This window comes from Allobranchiibius huperziae (assembly GCF_013410455.1).
Taxonomy (GTDB): domain Bacteria; phylum Actinomycetota; class Actinomycetes; order Actinomycetales; family Dermatophilaceae; genus Allobranchiibius; species Allobranchiibius huperziae.
Genome location: NZ_JACCFW010000001.1, coordinates 3353357 through 3372388, shown reverse-complemented (window position 1 = coordinate 3372388; position 19032 = coordinate 3353357). Strand labels below are relative to the sequence as shown.

General features: G+C 69.6%; 19 protein-coding genes. 10 read left to right on the top strand and 9 right to left on the bottom strand.

What is annotated here, in order from left to right; translation table 11 throughout:
- Positions 1-173 precede the first annotated feature (173 nt).
- From HNR15_RS16080 to HNR15_RS16065, 4 genes are read left to right on the top strand one after another with little or no spacing between them, the layout of a single operon-like run.
- Positions 174-1487 carry a class I SAM-dependent methyltransferase gene (locus HNR15_RS16080; protein WP_179483316.1) on the top strand — a complete coding sequence of 438 codons (1314 nt, stop codon included), beginning with the start codon at positions 174-176 and terminating at the stop codon, positions 1485-1487.
- Positions 1484-2296, top strand: a complete 813-nt coding sequence (locus HNR15_RS16075; RefSeq protein WP_179483315.1) for a glycosyltransferase family protein — start codon at positions 1484-1486, stop codon at positions 2294-2296. The genes HNR15_RS16080 and HNR15_RS16075 overlap by 4 nt, the downstream gene beginning before the upstream one ends.
- Positions 2296-2949, top strand: a complete 654-nt coding sequence (locus HNR15_RS16070) for a PIG-L deacetylase family protein (RefSeq protein WP_179483314.1) — start codon at positions 2296-2298, stop codon at positions 2947-2949. Before HNR15_RS16075 ends, HNR15_RS16070 begins: the two co-directional genes overlap by 1 nt.
- 43 nt (positions 2950-2992) lie before the next feature.
- Positions 2993-4012: an NAD-dependent epimerase/dehydratase family protein gene (locus HNR15_RS16065; RefSeq protein WP_179483313.1), complete on the top strand. Its 1020-nt coding sequence runs from the start codon at positions 2993-2995 to the stop codon at positions 4010-4012.
- Positions 4013-4025: 13 nt separating this feature from the next.
- Here the strand turns inward: HNR15_RS16065 and rfbC are convergent, their stop codons facing one another.
- Positions 4026-4586 (bottom strand): dTDP-4-dehydrorhamnose 3,5-epimerase, encoded by a 561-nt coding sequence (gene rfbC / locus HNR15_RS16060; protein ID WP_179483312.1) that lies wholly within the window; start codon positions 4584-4586, stop codon positions 4026-4028.
- A 48-nt stretch (positions 4587-4634) separates the two neighbouring features.
- On the opposite strand from rfbC, the gene HNR15_RS16055 reads away from it, so the two are divergent.
- The 4 genes from HNR15_RS16055 to HNR15_RS16040 all read left to right on the top strand — a co-directional run bounded on the left by HNR15_RS16055 (position 4635) and on the right by HNR15_RS16040 (position 8262).
- Positions 4635-5735, top strand: coding sequence for a transferase (locus HNR15_RS16055; protein ID WP_179483311.1), 1101 nt, complete (start codon positions 4635-4637; stop codon positions 5733-5735).
- 198 nt (positions 5736-5933) lie between these two features.
- Positions 5934-6692, top strand: coding sequence for a cupin domain-containing protein (locus HNR15_RS16050; RefSeq protein ID WP_218883771.1), 759 nt, complete (start codon positions 5934-5936; stop codon positions 6690-6692).
- A gap of 13 nt (positions 6693-6705) precedes the next feature.
- Positions 6706-7608, top strand: coding sequence for an oxidoreductase (locus HNR15_RS16045; protein ID WP_179483310.1), 903 nt, complete (start codon positions 6706-6708; stop codon positions 7606-7608).
- An 81-nt stretch (positions 7609-7689) separates the two neighbouring features.
- Positions 7690-8262, top strand: coding sequence for an LOG family protein (locus HNR15_RS16040; RefSeq protein WP_179483309.1), 573 nt, complete (start codon positions 7690-7692; stop codon positions 8260-8262).
- Between the two features lie 53 nt (positions 8263-8315).
- Here HNR15_RS16040 and HNR15_RS16035 read toward each other — a convergent pair whose 3' ends face one another.
- Positions 8316-8753: an SRPBCC family protein gene (locus HNR15_RS16035; RefSeq protein WP_179483308.1), complete on the bottom strand. Its 438-nt coding sequence runs from the start codon at positions 8751-8753 to the stop codon at positions 8316-8318.
- Positions 8754-8884: 131 nt separating this feature from the next.
- On the opposite strand from HNR15_RS16035, the gene HNR15_RS16030 reads away from it, so the two are divergent.
- Positions 8885-9877, top strand: coding sequence for a TIGR03557 family F420-dependent LLM class oxidoreductase (locus HNR15_RS16030; RefSeq protein ID WP_179483307.1), 993 nt, complete (start codon positions 8885-8887; stop codon positions 9875-9877).
- Positions 9878-9936: 59 nt separating this feature from the next.
- On the opposite strand, the gene HNR15_RS16025 is transcribed toward HNR15_RS16030, so the two are convergent.
- The 5 genes from HNR15_RS16025 to HNR15_RS16005 all read right to left on the bottom strand — a co-directional run bounded on the left by HNR15_RS16025 (position 9937) and on the right by HNR15_RS16005 (position 15193).
- On the bottom strand, positions 9937-11052 hold the full coding sequence (locus tag HNR15_RS16025) for a YihY/virulence factor BrkB family protein (RefSeq protein WP_343048568.1): 1116 nt from the start codon (positions 11050-11052) through the stop codon (positions 9937-9939).
- Positions 11053-11121: 69 nt separating this feature from the next.
- A complete protein-coding gene (locus tag HNR15_RS16020) occupies positions 11122-11742 on the bottom strand; it encodes a class I SAM-dependent methyltransferase (RefSeq protein WP_179483305.1) in 621 nt (206 codons plus the stop codon).
- Between the two features lie 45 nt (positions 11743-11787).
- The gene (locus HNR15_RS16015; RefSeq protein ID WP_179483821.1) at positions 11788-12123 is read right to left on the bottom strand and encodes a DUF779 domain-containing protein; all 336 of its coding nucleotides are present in this window, start codon (positions 12121-12123) and stop codon (positions 11788-11790) included.
- A 162-nt stretch (positions 12124-12285) separates the two neighbouring features.
- Positions 12286-13809 carry an aldehyde dehydrogenase gene (gene adh, locus HNR15_RS16010; protein ID WP_179483304.1) on the bottom strand — a complete coding sequence of 508 codons (1524 nt, stop codon included), beginning with the start codon at positions 13807-13809 and terminating at the stop codon, positions 12286-12288.
- Between the two features lie 136 nt (positions 13810-13945).
- Entirely contained in the window at positions 13946-15193 is a 1248-nt protein-coding gene (locus HNR15_RS16005; protein ID WP_179483303.1) for a GAF domain-containing protein, read from the bottom strand.
- A 233-nt stretch (positions 15194-15426) separates the two neighbouring features.
- On the opposite strand from HNR15_RS16005, the gene HNR15_RS16000 reads away from it, so the two are divergent.
- Positions 15427-16332 carry an LLM class F420-dependent oxidoreductase gene (locus HNR15_RS16000; RefSeq protein WP_179483302.1) on the top strand — a complete coding sequence of 302 codons (906 nt, stop codon included), beginning with the start codon at positions 15427-15429 and terminating at the stop codon, positions 16330-16332.
- A 77-nt stretch (positions 16333-16409) separates the two neighbouring features.
- On the opposite strand, the gene HNR15_RS15995 is transcribed toward HNR15_RS16000, so the two are convergent.
- Both HNR15_RS15995 and HNR15_RS15990 read right to left on the bottom strand, forming a co-directional pair.
- Entirely contained in the window at positions 16410-17816 is a 1407-nt protein-coding gene (locus HNR15_RS15995) for a hypothetical protein (protein ID WP_179483301.1), read from the bottom strand.
- A gap of 141 nt (positions 17817-17957) precedes the next feature.
- Complete coding sequence (locus HNR15_RS15990; RefSeq protein ID WP_179483300.1) at positions 17958-18944, bottom strand: aldo/keto reductase; 987 nt, start codon at positions 18942-18944, stop codon at positions 17958-17960.
- Positions 18945-19032 lie beyond the last annotated feature (88 nt).

Here is a 19032-nt window from a genome sequence, read left to right as displayed (position 1 = left end):
TACACCCGCTGAACAGTGTTGAGCAGCACTTAGCACTTACGCATTTCCCCCGTATGAAGTCGTCCTCGGGCCTAGAGTCGGCACCAGCGCGCGCAGTCGGCCGGCCTGCTCAGCCGGGTGTCTGCCGCGCCCGCGCGCGACGCTCGCCACCGACGAGGGGGACACGGATCGCCATGCAGGAGCAGCTCACCGACTCGGCGCCCTCTGCCTGCCGTCTGTGCGGCAGCACCAGGTTGCGCAGCGTGCTCGACCTGGGGGCGACGCCGCCGTGCGAGTCGTTCCTCACTTCCGACGAACTGGACCGTCCGGAGTCGACGTACCCGCTGCACCTGCGGCTGTGCGAGCAGTGCCTGCTGCTGCAGATCCCAGCGCTCATCACCCCGGATGAGACGTTCACCGACTACGCCTACTTCTCGTCCTACTCCGACTCATGGGTCGAGCACGCGCGCTCGTACGTGCAGCAGGCCGAAGACCGGCTGGGGCTCACGGGCGACTCCTTCGTGGTCGAGGTCGCCTCCAACGACGGGTACCTGCTGCAGCACTTCCTGGGATCCGTGCCCTGTCTGGGCATCGAACCGTCGGTCAACGTCGGTGCGGCGGCGCGCGACCGGGGCGTGCCGACCCGCACGGACTTCCTGGACGAGCAGGTCGCGGCGCAGGTGCGTCGCGAGCACGGCCCGGCCGACCTCGTGGTCGCCAACAACGTCTACGCGCACATCCCCGACCTGCTCGGCTTCACCCGCGCCCTGCGCGGGCTGGTGGCCGACGACGGGACGGTGTCGATCGAGGTGCACCACGCGCTCAATCTGGTGCGGTACGCGCAGTTCGACACGATCTACCACGAGCACTTCCAGTACTACACGCTGCTCTCGGCGACGCGGGCACTCGCGACCGCGGGCCTGGCCGTCGTCGACGCGGAATTTATCCCGACGCACGGCGGATCGCTGCGCATCTGGGCACGGCCGGCCCCGGTGAGCGGCGAGCCGTCCGATGCCGTGGCGCGGATCCTGGCCGTGGAGCAGGAAGCAGGACTTCACGATCCGGCCGGGTACGACGCACTCGCGACGCGCACGGCCGCGATCCGACAGGATCTGTTGCGCTTCCTGCTCGACGCCGCGCGCGATGGGTTGCGGGTGGCCGGCTACGGCGCACCGGGCAAGGGCAACACCCTGCTGAACTACTGCGGCATCCGTCCGGACCTGCTCGCCTACACCGTGGACCGCAACCCGTACAAGCACGGCCGGTTCACTCCCGGCACCCGCATCCCGATTTATCCGCCGGAGTATCTGGACGCCGACCGACCCGACCTGGTGCTCGTGATGCCCTGGAACCTGCGCACCGAGCTGACCTCCTCGCTCGCGCACGTCGCGCAGTGGGGCGGGCGGCTCGTGTTCGCGCTGCCCGAACTGACCGTGCTCGACCCGTCGGGTTCGTCTGATCCGTCTGGGCAGGTCGACATGGCCCGTACGACGGGGGTGCAGGCATGAAGGTCGTCCTCTTCTGCGGCGGGTACGGGATGCGGATGCGTGGCAGCACCGACGACGTCCTCACCAAGCCCATGCACCTGGTCGGCCCACGGCCGATCATCTGGCACGTGATGCGCTACTACGCGCACTTCGGCCACACCGAGTTCATCCTCTGCCTGGGCTACGGGGCCGACCAGATCAAGGACTACTTCCTGCACTACGAGGAGACCGCCTCCAACGACTTCGTCCTGCGGGACGGCAAGGTGCAGCTGCTCGACACCGACATCGCCGACTGGACGATCACCTTCGTCAACACCGGGCTCAACTCACCGATCGGCGAGCGCCTGCGTCGGGTGCGTCCCCACCTGGAGGGCGACGAGGTCTTCCTCGCCAACTACGCCGACGTCCTCACCAACCTGCCGCTCGACGCGATGATCGATGAGTTCAAGGGAACCGACTGCGCCGCAGCGCTGCTCGCGGTCCCGCCCCAGTCCTCGTTCCATGTGGTGCAGTTCGACGAGCAGCACCGGGTGCGCGACCTGGAGCAGGTCGGCGTGATGTCGATCTGGGAGAACGGCGGCTACTTCGTGCTCACGCAGGCGGTGTTCGACCACCTGCCGGTCAACGGCGATCTGGTCGGCGACGTCTTCGAGGCCCTGCTCGCGCAGGGCCGGCTGCTCGCCTACCCCTACTCGGGGTACTGGAAGCCGGCCGACACCTTCAAGGAGCGTGCCGAACTCGATCACGCCTGGGACACCTACGACGCTCCGTGGGCACTGTGGAACGGCTCCGATCCGGGCAAGCCCGCGTCGCACCCCAGGACCAGTTGATGCTCGAGCTCACGACCGGCCCGATCGATCGAGTCGTGCTCCTCGCCGCGCACTGTGACGACCTCGCGATCGGAGCGGGCGGCACGATCCTCCTGCTCGCGGCCGCCCGGCCCGACCTGCGGGTCGATGCCGTGGTCCTCACCGGCGGGGGCGGACCGCGCGAGGCCGAGGAGCGCGCCGCGTTCCACCGGATGTGCCCCGAAGCCGATCTGCGTCTCACCGTGCTCGACCTGCCCGACGGCCGGGTGCCCTCCTACTTCGACGTGGCGAAGGACGCGATCGTCGCGGCCCGCGAGTCCGGCGCGGGCGGACTCGTCCTCGCGCCCCAGATCGCCGACGCCCATCAGGACCACCGTGCGGTCGGCGAGATCGCGCCGACCGTCTTCCGGGACCACCTGGTCCTGCACTACGAGATCCTGAAGTGGGAGAGCGACCTTCCTGCCGTCACCGCGTACCAGCCGTTGGATCGCGCCACGATGCGCGCGAAGCTCGCGGTGATCCAGGAGAGCTACCCCAGCCAGGCGCATCACGACTGGTTCGACGACGAGGCGTTCCTCGGCCTGGCCCGTGTCCGCGGGGTGCAGTGCCACGCGCCGTACGCCGAGGCGTTCGTCGCACCCAAGACCACCCTGGGGATCGGACGCAGCCGGTGAACGGCCGCGCACCGCTCCCCGCGACGACGAAGGACGGCTGACGTTGAGACTGCTAGTGACCGGTAACCAGGGGTATCTCGGCTCGGTGATGGTCCCCCTCCTGCAGGCGGCGGGCCACGACGTCGTCGGATACGACACCGGGCTGTACGCCGACAGCGTGCTCGGGCCGGCGCCGACGGATCCGCCGACGATCGCGAAGGACATCCGCGACGTGGTGCCGGGCGACCTGGAGGGATTCGAGGCCGTCATCCATCTGGCCGCGCTGTCCAACGACCCGCTGGGGGCCCTCGAGCCGCAGATCACCCACGACATCAACCATCACGCGTCGGTGCGTCTGGCGAAGGCCGCGAAGGAGGCCGGCGTGCGCCGCTTCCTCTACGCCTCGACGTGCTCGGTCTACGGCGCGGCGGGTGCGGACGCCGTGACGGAGGACTCGCCGATGCGTCCGGTGACGCCGTACGCCGAGTCCAAGGTGCGGGTCGAGAGCGACGTTCACGACCTGGCCGACGGCGAGTTCGAACCGGTCTTCCTGCGCAACGCGACCGCGTTCGGCGCCTCGCCGCGACTGCGTGCGGACATCGTGCTGAACAACCTCGTCGGCCACGCGATGCTGAGCGGACGGGTGCTGGTGATGTCCGACGGCACGCCCTGGCGTCCGTTGGTGCACGCCCGGGACATCGCCGAGGCGTTCTCCCGCTGCCTCACCGCCCCGCGGGAGGCGGTGCACGCCATGGCGTTCAACGTCGGCGCCGAGATGAACAACGCCACCGTCGCGCAGATCGCGCAGGAGGCGCAGCGTGCGGTGCCCGGCTCGGAGCTGGACATCACCGGGGAGACGGGATCGGATCCGCGGTCCTACCGGGTCGACTTCAGTGCGATCCGGGCGGCGTTGCCCGGTTACGAGGCGACGTGGTCGATCGCCGACGGGGCGCGCGAGCTCGCGGCGGCATACCGATCGGCTCCGCTCACCCGGGAGGGGTTCGACCGCGACTTCGTGCGGCTCGCGGTGCTGCAGCGCAAACAGGAGGCCGGTCTGCTCGACGCGGACTTCCGGCCGAGGTGAATGCGACGTGTCCTCAGTCTCGTTCGCGCGTCTTGAGCAGGATCTGCAGTGCCGCGAAGGTCCCTGCGGACAGGTCGCGCTCGCTCATCGTGCCCACCGGCACCGGCCAGTCGATCGCCAGCTCCGGGTCGTCGTAACGGACCGCCAGATCCTCGCTCGGGTCGTGTGCACGGTCGATGCGGTAGCAGACGTCGGCCACCTCGCCGAGGACCTGGAAGCCGTGCAGGAAGCCCGGTGGGACGTAGAGGTGGGCGAAGGTCTGGTCGTCCAGACGGATGCTGACCTGCTCCCCGAAGGTGGCCGACCCGGTGCGGATGTCGACCAGTACGTCGAGGATCGCGCCGTGCGCGCAGCGCACCAGCTTGCCCTCCCCGGCGCCGGAACGGCCGTGCATGCCACGGACGACGCCGCGCGACGAGCGCGACTGGGAGTCCTGGATGAACGCTGTCGGGTCCAGTCCGTGCTCGGCCGCGACCTGGGCGTCGAAGGTGCGGGTGAAGAAGCCGCGCGCGTCGAAGTGCGGCTCGGGCGTGAAGAGCACGGGGCCGGGCAGATCGAAGGACGTCACGCGCACGGAGTCATCTAAGCAAGTTCGACGGTTTCTGAGGGCGAAGGAGATCTGATGCGGGGACACAGGTGCCGGGCGTGCGGCGGCCGGCGCGGCACGACGATCCTCGACCTCGGCAAGCAGCCCGCGGCAGATCACTTCCCGCCTGCGGACGACCCCGGCCCCGACCCCCGGTTCGCGTTGTCGATGTGGTGGTGCGCCGACTGCCACCTCGCCCAGCTCGCCGCTGACGACACGAGCACAGAGGAGCCGCGCGGTCTCGAACCGCAGGCCCTGGTGCTGCAGGCCAGGGAGGCCCTGGCGCGGGTCGCCGCCGCAGGTCTGCTCGATGGCCGTAAGAGCGTGAGTGAGTTCCCGTCGCCGCACGGCGGCAGCTGGCTGCAGGACGCGGCGGCGTACGGCCCGACGGTGGTCGCCGACGTAGTGGCCGACGTGATCGTCGACAGCTTCGGGATCATGCACGAGCGTGACCAGGCGGTCGGCATACAGCGCCGCGTCGAGCGGCTCGCGCCGGGTGGAGTGCTGCTGCTGCAGTACCAGTCGTTGGACAGCATCGTGACCCAGGGCGCGTGGAACGCGTTGCGGCACGGTCACTTCGGCTACTACAGCCTCTTGTCGCTGCAGCCCTTGCTCGCCCAGGAGGGCCTGGAGGCGGTGCGAGCGTGGGACTTCGACCTCTACGGCGGCACCGTGCTGCTGGCCGTGATGCGCACGACGGACGGGTACCCGGTGCACCGGTCGGTCTCGCTGCTCGCCGAGCGGGACCGGGCATCGGGGATGTCTGATCCTGCGGTGCTCGCCAGCCTGCAGGGCCAGGTCGATCGACACATCGCGTGGCTGCGAGGGGATCTGGCGGATCGGCGCGCCGCAGGGCGCACCGTCCTCGGCTACGGAGCCGCATCCCGCGCTGCGGGTCTGCTCGCGGCGGCTCGGGTCGATGCGACGCTGCTCCCGGCGGTCGCGGACGCGGGCGCGGGCAAGCAGGGGCGCCGGATGCCGGGGACGGACATCCCGATCGTCTCTCCCGAACAACTGCTGCGCGCCGACCCGGACGACGTGCTGCTCTTCCTGCCGGACCTGCTTCCGGAGGTGGAGCGCTCCTTCCCGGGGCTTGCGGGACGATGGCGACCAGGCGAGCCGCCGCCACCGTCCTGACACCGACCGGCCACAGCACGCCCACAGGGCCGGCGAATTCAGGCCAATCCGCGGGCATCGTGCGGTTCGCGGGAGCACACTGGTGGCACAGCGTGCGTGTACTGCGGAATCACCGAGAACCCGGGGGTGCCGACGTCCGATGAGGACGGCCGGTGATCGCGGTCAGGCCACGCTCCAACACCCGGTGAGGGGAGTGTCGTGACAGGCGTGTTGCCCGAGAAGTCCGAGGTCGGCCCGGACACCTTCTCGCCCGATCCTGCGCAGAGTACGGCGCAGCGCGTGGCGTTCCAAGGCGTCGGCAGCGGGGTGCGTTCGCACCGGACGGCCAGGGGCCTGTCGCTCCGCGAGCTCGCCCGGCAGCTGGGGGTGTCGGCGTCGTTCATCTCCCAACTGGAGAACGGCAAGTCCCAGCCCTCGGTAGCAACCCTCGTGGCCATCTGCGACGCCCTCGCCGTGACGTTCGACGAGTTGTTCGCGGCGTGCATCGCACTCGATGCGCCGGCCCGGACGGAGCCTCCCGAGGCGCCCCACCTGGCCGGATCGCAGGATATCGACCGAGAGCGCGCCGCACGCACCTCGCCTCCGGCGGGTGGCGACGACGCACGCCGACGGACCGACGCGGACGGCCTCGTCGTGCACGCCGGAGCACGGCGGCGGTTGGCACTGGAGACCGGCGTGGTCTGGGAGCAGCTCTCGTCGGCCCCGTCCACCCCCGCCGAGTTCCTGCTCGTCACCTACGAGGTCGGCGGCACCTCGACCACCGGTACGAAGATGAGTCGACACGACGGCATGGACTACGGCTACGTCCTGAGCGGTGAGTTGACCCTCACGCTGGGGTTCGAGACGCACGTCCTCGGCCCGACCGACTCGATCTCCTTCGACTCCAGCATTCCGCACCGTTTCCACAATTCCGGCAACGAACCGGCGCGTGCCATCTGGTTCGTGCAGAGGGAGTGACACCCTGACGGGCATGGGATGGAACCCCCGCCAGATCGGCGACCTGTCAGGACGTACCGCGGTCGTCACCGGTGCGAACTCGGGCATCGGTCGGCACGAAGCCGCCCAGCTCGCCGAACACGGCGCTCGGGTGGTGCTCGCCGTACGCGACGTCGACTCCGGCCGCGCGGCCGCGGAGGGGATGAAGGGCGACGTCCGGATCGCACACCTGGACCTGGCGTCCCTAGCGTCGGTGCGCGCGTTCGCGGACGGCATCGAGGAGCCGGTGGATCTGCTGGTCAACAACGCCGGATTGATGGAGCCGCCGCGCTACCGCGAGACGGTCGACGGTCACGAACTGCAGTTCGGCACCAACCATCTGGGCCACTTCGCGTTGACCGCGCTGCTGCTGCCGCGACTGCTGCAGGCGGCCGCGCCGCGAGTGACGACGGTGTCCTCCATCGCCCACTTCCGCGGGAACGACGCCGTGCTGGAGGGCAACCCGCCGCAGACCTACGTGCCCGGCACGGCGTACGGGCAGTCTAAGCTCGCCAACCTGCTCTTCGCGCTGGAGCTGCAGCGACGCGCCGACCGGGCCGGTCTGGCTCTCACCTCGACCGCGGCGCACCCCGGTGTCGCCTCGACGGGCCTGGTCGCCGATCCGGACGGCTTGGGCCACAACCCCGTCGTGCGCCATGTGCTCCCGATCCTCATGCGGGTGGTGCTTCCCGGTGGGGCGGGTGGGGCGCGGCCGGTGCTCTACGCCGCCACCGATGCCGCACCGGGGACCTACACCGGACCGAAGGGGCCAGGTGAGGTGCGCGGCCCCGTGGGCGAGGCGAAGCAGAGTCGATTCGCGCGCGACGAGAGTCTTGCCGCACGGTTGTGGTCGGTGAGCGAAGAGCTGACCGGCATCCCTTTCCCCGTCGAGGGGTAGGGACGTCGTCGAGAGGTGGACGTATGAGCCCACCCCTCGAGGAGATCCGCACCCCTCGACGGAGCGGGTTAGCGTGGCGGGATGCGCGTCGCGATCTTCATCGGTTCCTCACCCGGCAACGATCCGGCGTACGCCGATGCCGCGGCCGTACTCGCGACCCACCTGGCGCAGCGGCGGGTGGGCATCGTCTACGGCGGCGGTCACGTCGGGCTGATGGGCGTCGTCGCGGACGCCGCGCTGCAGGCGGGCGGCGACGTCATCGGCGTCATCCCACGGTCCCTGGCGGACGCCGAGGTCGCGCACGGCGCGCTCAGCCACCTCGAGGTCGTCGAGACCATGCACGAGCGCAAGGCCCGGATGGCGCAGCTGGCCGACGCGTTCGTCGCACTCCCCGGTGGGATCGGCACCATGGAGGAGTTCTTCGAGGTGTGGACCTGGCTGCAGCTCGGCATCCACGCCAAGCCCGTCGCCTTGTACGACGTGGAGGACTTCTGGGCGCCGATGCGCACCCTCGTCACCTCGATGGTCGACGCCGGATTCCTGCGGGCCGAGGTCGCGGAGCAGTTGATCCAAGTCGATGACCCGGACGCCCTGCTGGCCGGGATCGCCCGCTGGAGGCCCGTCGCGCAGCGCTGGTCGCCCCCTGCTCCCTGATCGTCAGCGGATCCGTGGCGAGGTCGCCACAGAACCGCTGACGATCGGGTCGATCAGAGGGTCTCGAGGGTCTTGGTCAGGTCGCGCACGGTGTCCTTGGCCAGCTTCAGGAAGATCAGATTCATCACCGGCTCGCTGAGCTTCGCGAGCCCGTTGAAGGTGACCGTCGCCTCGTAGGTGACCTTGGCGCCCGTCGTGGACGGCTCGACCCTGATGTCGTCGCGCGAGGTGGCGGTCTTGTTCGTGCCCACGAAGACCACCCGCTGCGGCTCGATCTGCACGAGCTCGTACTCCAGCTCGGTCTTGATGGCGATCAGCTTGGACACGTTGTGCCAGCGGGAGCCGACCTGCACCGGATCGGTGTCGACCCCGATGCGGGTGCACGAGACGGTGCCGGGGTCCCACTGCTCGGCGTGCGCGAAGTCCTTGAGGTACTCGATCGCGACGGACGGATTGACCTGCACCTCGAAGGTGCGGATGACGTGGACCATGGCTGTCCTTGCTGTGAGAGCGGTGGCGGCCGGGGCCGTGGTCTCCTCACTCTACGAACGTCGGCGCAGCCCATGTGCGACGCCTCGGCCGGGGGCTGCGCGGGCACCGCGCCGGATGCGAGGGTGAGCGCATGACGACCCACTTCGGATACACCCTCATGACCGAGCAGAGCGGACCCAAGGAGCTGGTGCGCTACGCGCAGGCGGCCGAGGACGCCGGTTTCGATTTCGAGGTCAGCAGCGACCACTACTCGCCCTGGCTGGCGGCGCAGGGGCACGCGCCGTACGCCTGGACGGTGCTCGGCGCGGTCGCGCACGCTACGAGCCGCGTCGAGTTGATGACGTACGTGACCTGCCCGATCCAGCGTTACCACCCGGCCGTGGTCGCGCAGAAGGCCGCGACGCTGCAGATCCTGGCCGACGGGCGATTCACCCTCGGGCTCGGTTCGGGGGAGAACCTGAACGAGCACGTCACCGGCGAGGGCTGGCCCCCGATCGACCAGCGCCAGGACATGCTGTCCGAGGCCGTCGAGATCATCCGCGAGCTGCACGGGGGCGACCTGGTGACCTACGACGGCGAGTACTTCCGGGTCGACTCCGCACGCATCTGGGACGCTCCCGACGGCGGCGTCCCGATCGCCGTCGCCGCGGGCGGCCCCAAGGCGATCGCGCGGTTCGCCCCGCTCGCGGACCACCTCATCGCGACGGAGCCCGATGCCGAGCTGGTGAAGGCCTGGAACGGGCTGGAGGATGTGGCGGCGATCGGCAGCGGTGCCAGGGCCATCGGGCAGATCCCGATCTCATGGCACCCCTCGAGCAAGGAGGAGGCGATGAAGGCTGCGCACGAGCAGTTCCGCTGGTTCGCGGGGGGATGGGCGGTCAACTCCGACCTGCCCACGACGTCCGGTTTCGCGGGGGCGTCGAAGTTCGTGCGTCCCGAGGACGTCGCCGACACCATCCCCTGCGGCCCGGATCTCGACGAGCTGGTCGAGAAGGTCGCGCCGTTCTGGGAGGCCGGTTTCACCGACGTGGCGGTCGTACAGGTCGGCGACGAACTGCAGCAGCGGTTCCTCGACGAGGCGGCCGGTCCGCTGCTGGAGAAGCTGCGCGCAGCCGCCGGCTGAGATCGTGACCGCGACTCAGGTGAGTCCGAGAGCCACAGGTCGTCCTGAGTCTCTCGGACCTACCTGAGCCACCGTCGTTCTTCGACGGGCCGTTCCGGCATGGGCTCCGTGGGGCTGTCCTGCCGGTCGGCGTGGGCGTGGGCACCGGAGTCGGCCGCAGCGCCCGGCTCCGACGGTGGCGGCTGGTCGAAGGTGACGTCGATCTTCTCGAATCCCTTGTGCCGCTGTGCCTTCGCCAACGCGACGTAGGTGCGCCGGTCGCCGCCGGTCAGTTGCACGTTGTCGGTGAACGGCGTGAGCAGGGCCCGGGGGTAGAGCTTCTTGTCGATCACGACATTGATCTCGGTGCAGAAGACCGTGATGACGCTGGCCAGGTAGATGAACGCCAGCAGCCCGAGCACCGTCGCGAAGATGACGTTGGTCTCGCTGTTCTTCGCGTGATCCACCACCCGGCTGACGTAGCGGACGCCGTAGGTCTGCAACAGAGTCAGCGCGACGGCTGCGATGAGTGCTCCTGGCAGCACCTGCCGGATCTTCAACTTCCGCGACGCACCGTGGCGATAGATGGGGATGAAGAGGAGCGTGTCCAGCACCAGGGGCAGTGCCCAGTGCATGATCAGCACCCACCACTGACCGTTGATGAGGCCCACGATCGCGGAGGCGGCCGTGGCCGCGAGCAGCACGAGCGCGGTGACGCCGATGAGCAGGAGGCTGCGCAGTCGACCCGAGAAGGGATCGGGTCGCTCGTTGCGCGGCACCGCCCATGCGGTGTTCATCGCGTACTGGACGGCCTGCCCGATGCCCAGCCCGCCGTAGATGGCGATCGCCAGTCCGGCCAGCACTCCGCCCAGGCTGCCGCTGAGCCGCTTGGGGTCCTGCAACTGCTTGCCCACGATCGGGAACTGCCCGGCGGCGGAGTTGACGATCTCCTGTTGCAGCTGCGGGTAGTGCCGCAGCACGAAGCTGAGCACCGTGCTGAGCAACAGCAGCAGCGGGAAGAGCGACACGAACCCGTAGTAGGTCATCAGCGCCGCGAGATAGCTGCCCGAGTCGTCGAAGAACTTGTAGACGACAGCGATGGGGAAACCCACGATCCGGTGTCGGCGTTGGAAGTCGTCGAGCCAGAGCGTGCGCCGACTCGGCTCCTTCGTCGGCGTCGAGCCAGCATCCGTCACACCCCTATGGTGACGGAGGATCATGAGCGTGCGGACGGCGTACCGGCGAACCGGGTCGTTTCCTCGGTGCTAGAGGGCGCGCAGGAGGAACACGGCGTAGTCGGCCTCCTCGCTGCTCGGCAGCAGGTCGTACGACGCGAAGCGGGCTTCGACACGCAGCCCGGCTGCGTGAGCATCGGCGATGAACTCCTGCGCCGGGTAGGTGCGTGAGCTGCGCGGCTTCGCCTGCAGGTGGAAGCCGACGAGCATGCGGCCTTCCGGCGCCAAAAGAGCGCGCAGACGTCCCAGCACCTCCCGCTCGGTGTCGGGTGCGAGCAGGATCATCACGTTCCCGACGCACACGATCACGTCGTACGTGGTCGGATGACCTTCTGCCTCAAGGATTTCGGGGGTCAGCTCGTCGAGCCGGGCTTCGACGACCGGTAGATGGGGGTAACTCTCGCGGGACTGCTCCAGCAGGGCAGCGTCGAGATCGACGCCGACGACGTCGTGACCGCGATCCTGCAGAGCAGCACCTATCCGGCCCATCCCGCTGCCGGCGTCGAGGATCCTCGCGTGCCGAGGTGCGATGACGTCAGCCAGCCGCGCTTCGCCGGTGATGTCCGCGCCGCTGGAGCGCAGGTCGGCGAACGTGCGCCCGTAGTCGCGATGGTCCGACGATTCCCAGCGGGTGGTGCGGTGTGCATGCATACCGCGCAGCCTGCCAGGCGCCCGCGAGGACGCCGTGACCTCTCCTCAGATGGGGCAGGCGGTGGTGTCGGTGGGGGTAGGCATGAGGCGGGAGCGGATGAGGAATCGGTGCCCGGTCGGCGCCTCCAGGGAGAAGCCCGCACCGCGGCCCTTCACGAGGTCGATGGTGATGTGGGTGTGCTTCCACGCCTCGTACTGCTCGCGCGTCATCCACACCGCCACCGGGTCGCCCTCGCCGACGTCGAGATCACCGAGGTGCACGTCGTTCTCGCCCAGGATCAGATCGCCGTCGGGATAGCACATCGGTGCCGATCCGTCGCAGCAGCCGCCGGACTGGTGGAACATCAGTGGCCCGTTGCGTTCGCGCAGGTCACGGATCATCTCGGCGGCGGCCGGTGTGACCGCGACCTGTTCACGTACCTCGGAAGCACTTTCATCGATCGACACGGTGCACCTTTCGCCGACTTCGCGGGGACCCTTTGCGGGGTCCCCGCGAAGTGTTGCAGGAGACGGCGTTGCGCCGACTCCGTCGTACGGGGCGGTTTAGAAGAAGCCCTGCGCGTTCTGGGAGTAGGACACCAGCAGGTTCTTGGTCTGCTGGTAGTGGTCGAGCATCATCAGGTGGTTCTCCCGGCCGATGCCCGAGGACTTGTAGCCGCCGAACGCGGCGTGCGCCGGGTAGGCGTGGTAGCAGTTCGTCCACACCCGGCCGGCCTGGATGTCGCGACCGGCGCGGTACGCCGTGTTGGTGTCGCGCGACCAGACGCCCGCCCCGAGCCCATAGAGGGTGTCGTTGGCGATGCTGATGGCGTCGTCGTAGTCGTTGAACTTCGTGACCGAGACGACGGGTCCGAAGATCTCCTCCTGGAAGATGCGCATCTTGTTGGTGCCCTCGAAGATCGTCGGAGCGACGTAGTAGCCGCCCGACAGGTCCCCGCCCAGGTCGACGCGCTCGCCACCGGTGATGATCCGGGCGCCCTCCTGGGTGCCGATGTCGATGTAGGACAGGATCTTCTCCAGCTGGTCGTTGCTCGCCTGCGCACCGATCATCGTGTCGGTGTCGAGCGGGTTGCCCTGCTGGATCTTCTTGGTGCGCTCGGTCGCGGCCGACAGGAACGGGTCGTAGATGCTGTTCTGGATCAGCGCGCGGCTCGGACAGGTGCAGACCTCGCCCTGGTTGAGCGCGAACATCGCGAACCCTTCGAGCGCCTTGTCCTGGAACGCGTCGTCGGCGCTCATCACGTCGTCGAAGAAGACGTTGGGGCTCTTGCCACCGAGCTCGAGGGTGGCCGGGATCAGGTTCTGGCTCGCGTACTGGGCGATCAGCCGGCCGGTCGTCGTCTCACCCGTGAAGGCGATCTTGCGGATCCGGCTGGAACTGGCGAGCGGCTTGCCCGCCTCGACGCCGAAACCGTTGACGACGTTGAGGACGCCCGGCGGGAGCAGGTCGGCAATCAGCTCCATGAGCAGCATGATCGAGGCCGGCGTCTGCTCGGCGGGCTTGAGGACGACGGCGTTGCCGGCGGCCAGCGCGGGCGCCAGCTTCCAGGTCGCCATCAGCAGCGGGAAGTTCCACGGGATGATCTGCCCGACGACGCCGAGCGGCTCGTGGAAGTGGTAGGCCACGGTGTCCTCGTCGATCTGGGACAGGTGGCCTTCCTGCGCGCGGATGGCACCGGCGAAGTAGCGGAAGTGATCGACCGCCAGCGGCAGGTCGGCGGCCATCGTCTCGCGCACCGGCTTGCCGTTGTCCCAGGTCTCCCCGACCGCGAGCATCTCCAGGTTCTGCTCGATGCGGTCGGCGATCCGGTTGAGGACCGCTGCACGTTCGGCCACCGAGGTCTTGCCCCATGCGGGGGCGGCCTTGTGGGCGGCGTCCAGTGCCAGGTCGATGTCCTCCGCCGTGGACTGGGCGACCTCGCAGAAGGTCTTGCCGGTGACGGGAGAGGGGTTCTCGAAGTACTGGCCCTTGACCGGGGCGACCCACTCGCCGCCGATCCAGTTGTCGTAGCGGCTCTTATAGGTGGTGGGGCTACCGTCCTGCCCCGGCTGCGCGTACGTGCTCATCGACATCTCCATCCGAAGGTGCTGTGCGTCTGGCTCTGGCCAGACTTGCCTGTGACGCTAATCACAGACACGTTGCGCGAACGTTGCACCGGCTGTGCCTGCGATGTGGGGGTCGTCGAGCGTTCTGTGACCGGTCTCAGCCGAGCTCTCGGTCCAACCGCGCGAGGTGTGCGCGGACGCCGTCGTGGCGGGGAGAGCCGGGGTGCAGGCAATCGCGCACCGCACGCCAGACCTGCTCGTCGTCGTACCCGTGAGCGGTGTCGGCGAACCGCAGGAGCAGGTCGGGGTCGCCGGTGCGGATCAGCGCGTCGCGTACCTGGCGGTGCAGCTGGTCGCGCAGCCGGCAGATGCCGGGTGCATCGGACGTGGGCAGCAGCGGGCCGCGGTAGAGATTGAGTGCGGCGGCGATCCGGTGCCCGCGTAGCAGGTCCTGGACCTGTTCGACGTCGGTCACCAGGTGGGGGTCGAGCCGGTAGGGACGTGAGGTCAACGTGAGCGGCGCGAGCGCGGTGCGCAATCTCGACAACTCCGCGCGCACGGTGACCGCGGCGTGGTCGTCGCTGCTCAACTCGACCGCCAGGCGGTCGCCGGAGATGCCGTCGCGCGCCTGGCCCAGCAGGACCAGCAGTTCGGTGTGCCGTCCGGACATCCGGGTGATGCCGTGGCCGCCCTCGAGCGCCCCGCCGCTCTCGCGACCGAGCGACCGGAGCAGCATCCCGGCGCCTTGGCGATCCGAGGCGCGAGTGAGTCGGTGCAGGCGCAACTCGCTCTCGACGGCCGCGACGGTCGCCTTCACGATGGTCAGGGTGTGCGGCGCCGCTACGTCGTCCCCACCGGTCAGATCGAGCGCGCCGAGCACCGCGCCGGTGTCCGGGTCGTGGATCGGAGCCGCCGAGCAACTCCATGCGGTGACCGGCCTGGCCAGGTGCTCGGCCGCGAAGATCTGCAACGGCTGGTCCAGGGCGAGGGCCGTGCCGGGTGCGTTGGTGCCGGCCGCCGCCTCGGACCAGAGGGCGCCTTCGACGAAGTGGATGCCCTCGGCCCGGCGGCGCAGCGCGGTCGGTCCCTCGACCCACATCAGGCGCCCCGCCGCGTCGCTCACCGCGACGAGCATCCCCGCTTCGCGGGCGTCGTCGACGAGCAGGCGGCGAATGACCGGCATCGCGTCCGCGAGCGGGTGGCCCGCCCGCCAGGCCTCCAGGTCGTCGTCGAGCAGGTCGACGGGTGGACTGGAGTGGTCGGGATCCAGCCCTTCACGGATGCTGCGTTGCCAGGAACTGCGTACGACGGGCCGCAGACCCTCGGGAGTCTCACCGGTGCTGACGAAACGGTCGCGCGCCTCCGCCACGCTGCGGAGTCGGTCGCGCCGGTCACGGTCAGACATGGGCACTCATGGCAGCTGGGCCGTGGAGCGCCGCGGGTCGGCCGATACGACCTCGGAGCGCGTGCCATCGACGAAGGGCGTGGGCGCGGCAGTGCGGACCATCGGGCAGCTTCCAGGACGGCGGAAATTCCACGATACGCGTCGCCGCGCCCCCTGGCACGGACAACGGCGGATGCCATCGGTGCCTTCCGGCGCGCGTACCCGCGCGCTGACGGGAGGTGCAGGATGGGGAGATGCGCATCGGACAGCAAGTGCCGTACTTCTCCTGGCCGGGTGCCCCGGAATCCATCGCTCCGACGCTCGGTCGGATCGCGCGGGACTCCGAGGACGCCGGCCTCTCCAGTCTGTGGGTGATGGACCACTTCTTCCAGATCGAGATGATCGGGCCGCCCGAGCTGGACATGCTCGAGGGCTACGCGACCCTGGCGTTCCTCGCGGGGCAGACCTCGCGGATCTCGCTGGGCACTCTCGTGACCGGCGTGACCTACCGCCACCCGGGCCTGCTGGTGAAGACCGTCACGACCCTCGACGTGCTGTCCGGCGGCCGCGCGCTGCTCGGCATCGGCGCCGCGTGGAACGAGCAGGAGCACCGCGGCCTCGGTGTGCCGTTCCCACCGATGAAGGAGCGCTTCGAGCGGCTGGAGGAGACCCTGCAGATCGCGCTGCAGATGTGGGCCGGAGACGAGACGGCGTACGCCGGACAGCACTACCAGCTGGAGCGCCCGCTCAACGTGCCGCAGTCGATCAGCCGACCCCACCCGCCGATCATGCTGGGCGGCAGCGGAGAGAAGAAGACGCTGCGGATGGTGGCGCAGTACGCCGACGCGTGCAACATCTTCGACCTCGGTCCCGAGGGGGTGCGCGCGAAGTACGACGTGCTCGCCGCGCACTGCGAGCGTCTCGGTCGTCCCTATGAGGACATCACCAAGACCGTCATCACCCAGCTGTCGCTGTCGGAGCGCGGTGGTGAGGAGCGCGAGCGTGGCGGCCCGGCGATGACCGTCGCCCAGGCCGTCGACAAGCTCGGCGCGCTCGCCGAGATCGGCACCGATGTGGCGATCGTCGGAATGGCGGACAACAACGACCCGGCCGTCTACCCGCTGCTGGCCGAGGTCGTCCGTCAGGTCGAGCCTCTCTGACCTGCCCCCGACGACACGACCGGCCGGACCCGCACCTTCACGGGGTGCGGGTCCGGCCGGTCGCCGTACGCGGGAGGTCAGTGCGCCCGGATGACCTTGTGCTTGAGGCGCATCGTCGGCCGCTGCGACAGGACGCGCTTGGCAAGTTGCCGAGCGGACAGGTTCTTCGCACCCACGACGCCGTCGTCGGTGAAGTCGAACCGGCCGTACGTCCAGGCCTGCACGTCGATGCTGCCCTTGCCGTTGTAGAAGCCCACCTGCGGGAGATCGCTGTTCATCGCAGAGTCGAGTTCGGCGGTGAGGGTGCCCGAACGGGTAGCACCGGCAAGGGTGTTGATGATGCTGGTGCTGCGTGTGTTCAGCAGGTCGGTGGTCTGGGCGACCCAGGTGCCGGCGGTGGGGGCGACCGCGGCCGTGGTCATGTTGACCGCGACGGTGCCGTCGTCGATCGCCGCGGACGGCAGCGTCGCCAGTCGCGCGCTGTCCGCGCCGAGGCGACCCTTCGTGATCCCGAGGCCGGTGACCGTGTTGATCGCGAGTTGAGGTGCCGTGGGTCGGTAGGCCGCGCCGAAGGCGTCCCGGCCCTGGTCGTACAACCCGCCGATGGACAGCGCCACGTCGGTCGAGCCGCCGAAGGCGCCGACGACGAACTTGTACGTCGCGACGGTGCCGCCGCCCTCGGACTGGCTGCTGACCAACGTGACCGGCACGATCACCGAGCTGCTGACCGAGTCGTGGTTGCCGAACTCGAGCGACGGCACGTAGGGCCGGCGACCGGTGCCGCTCCACGCGGTGAGGCCGCCGGTGCCGCTCGGGCTGAGGGCGCTGATGTTGAGGTCGAGCGCGACCACCGTGGGTGCCTGGAAGTTCGGGTCGTCCGAACCGAACCCGATCTCCAGGTCCTCCTCGAGCTGGTCGCCCGGTTGCAGACGGGCGCCGGACATCCTCGTGTCGTCGGTGAGCTCGAGGTCGCTCGGCAGGTAGAGCCCGCCGGCGGGCGCCGTCGACGATGAGGATGCGTACCAGCCGACGACGTCGATGCGCAGGTGCGCCTGGTACGCGCCCGCGCCCGCCACGGAGATCCGGCCGGTCGAGCTCACGGGCACGGTCACCTTGCCGACCTGGGTGCTGCGACCGCCGTACGCGAAGCTGACAGCGGCCGGGCGCGACGTGCCCGCGGCGTAGGCGACGAACGCGCCGTTGCCGTGTTGGTCGAACGCCGTCAGCTGGACCACGACGGCGGACACCCCGGTCGACGGGATGCCGTTCCTCCCGGTGACGGTGTAGGTGACCGAGTTCTTGCTGGAGACGTAGCCGGTCCTGCCGCCCCAGCCAGACTGGGTGTCGGCGACGCGCGCCGTGGTGCTCGGGTGGTAGGTCCCCATCGCTCCGGGCGTGGCGGCGTGCGCTGACGTCGGTGCTGCGGCCCAGGCGGAGCCTGCGAGCGCGATGGCGAGGAGCGGTGCTGCGATTCTGCGTGACACGTGTGGGTCCTTCCCCCGAGTGCGGACCGCCGCCGTGGCGATCCGTGCCGAAACCTAGCGTCTGCAGGTGCTTCGGCAGCCCGAATCGGGGTAGGGACTTGCGGTGCTCGTCCGGTCGGCTGCCCGACGGACGCCGCGGGGTCACCAGCGGGGCATCATCTCCGCGGGGTAGCGGCTCCCGTACGCGCCCCTCGGCAGGATCCGCGCCACCCGCTCCAGGTCGGCGGTGCTGAGCGTGAGGTCGGCCGCGGCGACGTTCTCCGCCAGCCGCTCCGGGCTCCGGGTGCCGGGGATCGGGACGATGTCCTCGCCCTGGGCGAGGAGCCAGGCGAGGGCAAGCTGTGTCACGGTGGCGCCCTTCTCGCGGGCCAGGTCGGTCAGCTGGTGGATCGCCTCGACGTTCTTCTCGTAGTTGCCCGGCTGCCAGCGGTCGTCCCAGCTGCGCATGTCGTCCTTGGGGTACTCCGCGGCCGGTTTCACCGTGGAGGTGAGGAAGCCGCGACCGAGCGGTGAGTACGCGACGAAGCCGATCCCCAGCTCGCGCACGGCCGGAAGCACCTCGGCCTCGACCGCGCGCTCGAAGATGGAGTACTCCGTCTGCAGCACCGAGACGGGCTGCACGGCGTGCGCGGCGCGGATCTGCTCCGGGCCCGCCTCGCTCAGGCCGAAGTAGCGGACCTTGCCCGCGTCGATGAGTTCCTTGACGGCCCCCGCGACGTCCTCCATGGGGACGTCCGGGTCGGGGCGGTGCTGGTAGAGCACGTCGATGTGGTCGGTCTGCAGGTAGCGCAGGCTGTTGTCCGCGACCTCCCGGATGTGCTCCGGGCGGCTGTCGAACTCGCGCCCGCCGTCGTTGGTGCGGGGCAGGACGAACCCGAACTTCGTGGCCAGCACCATCTCGTCGCGGAAGTCGCGCACCGCCGCGCCGACGATCTTCTCGTTGCTGCCGCTGCCGCCGCCGTACAACTCGGCGGTGTCCAGCAGGGTGACCCCCAACTCGTGCGCCCGGTGGATGGTGGCCGTGCCGCCCGGCTCGTCGCCGGCGCCGTACGCCATCGTCATACCCATCGTGCCGAGGCCGATGGCGCCGACCCGCAGACCCTGCGTTCCCAGTTCGCGATGTTCCATGCATCGACGCTAGCCCCGGTGGCGCCGTTGCGCGACCGGGCTGCGGGCCCCCCGGCGGGGTCCGCCGCCCGGCCCGGATGCTCCGTCC

Bases quoted from the DNA above. Each gene is read 5' to 3' on its own strand.
- HNR15_RS16070 (WP_179483314.1), top strand. From the start codon at position 2,296: ATGCTCGAGCTCACGACCGGCCCGATCGATCGAGTCGTGCTCCTCGCC.
- HNR15_RS16030 (WP_179483307.1), top strand. From the start codon at position 8,885: ATGACGACCCACTTCGGATACACCCTCATGACCGAGCAGAGCGGACCC.
- HNR15_RS16015 (WP_179483821.1), bottom strand. From the start codon at position 12,123: ATGATCCGTGACCTGCGCGAACGCAACGGGCCACTGATGTTCCACCAG.
- HNR15_RS16055 (WP_179483311.1), top strand. From the start codon at position 4,635: ATGCGGGGACACAGGTGCCGGGCGTGCGGCGGCCGGCGCGGCACGACG.
- HNR15_RS16045 (WP_179483310.1), top strand. From the start codon at position 6,706: ATGGGATGGAACCCCCGCCAGATCGGCGACCTGTCAGGACGTACCGCG.
- adh (WP_179483304.1), bottom strand. From the start codon at position 13,809: ATGAGCACGTACGCGCAGCCGGGGCAGGACGGTAGCCCCACCACCTAT.
- HNR15_RS16000 (WP_179483302.1), top strand. From the start codon at position 15,427: ATGCGCATCGGACAGCAAGTGCCGTACTTCTCCTGGCCGGGTGCCCCG.
- HNR15_RS16040 (WP_179483309.1), top strand. From the start codon at position 7,690: ATGCGCGTCGCGATCTTCATCGGTTCCTCACCCGGCAACGATCCGGCG.
- HNR15_RS16035 (WP_179483308.1), bottom strand. From the start codon at position 8,753: ATGGTCCACGTCATCCGCACCTTCGAGGTGCAGGTCAATCCGTCCGTC.
- HNR15_RS16020 (WP_179483305.1), bottom strand. From the start codon at position 11,742: ATGCATGCACACCGCACCACCCGCTGGGAATCGTCGGACCATCGCGAC.
- HNR15_RS15990 (WP_179483300.1), bottom strand. From the start codon at position 18,944: ATGGAACATCGCGAACTGGGAACGCAGGGTCTGCGGGTCGGCGCCATC.
- HNR15_RS16080 (WP_179483316.1), top strand. From the start codon at position 174: ATGCAGGAGCAGCTCACCGACTCGGCGCCCTCTGCCTGCCGTCTGTGC.
- HNR15_RS16075 (WP_179483315.1), top strand. From the start codon at position 1,484: ATGAAGGTCGTCCTCTTCTGCGGCGGGTACGGGATGCGGATGCGTGGC.
- HNR15_RS16005 (WP_179483303.1), bottom strand. From the start codon at position 15,193: ATGTCTGACCGTGACCGGCGCGACCGACTCCGCAGCGTGGCGGAGGCG.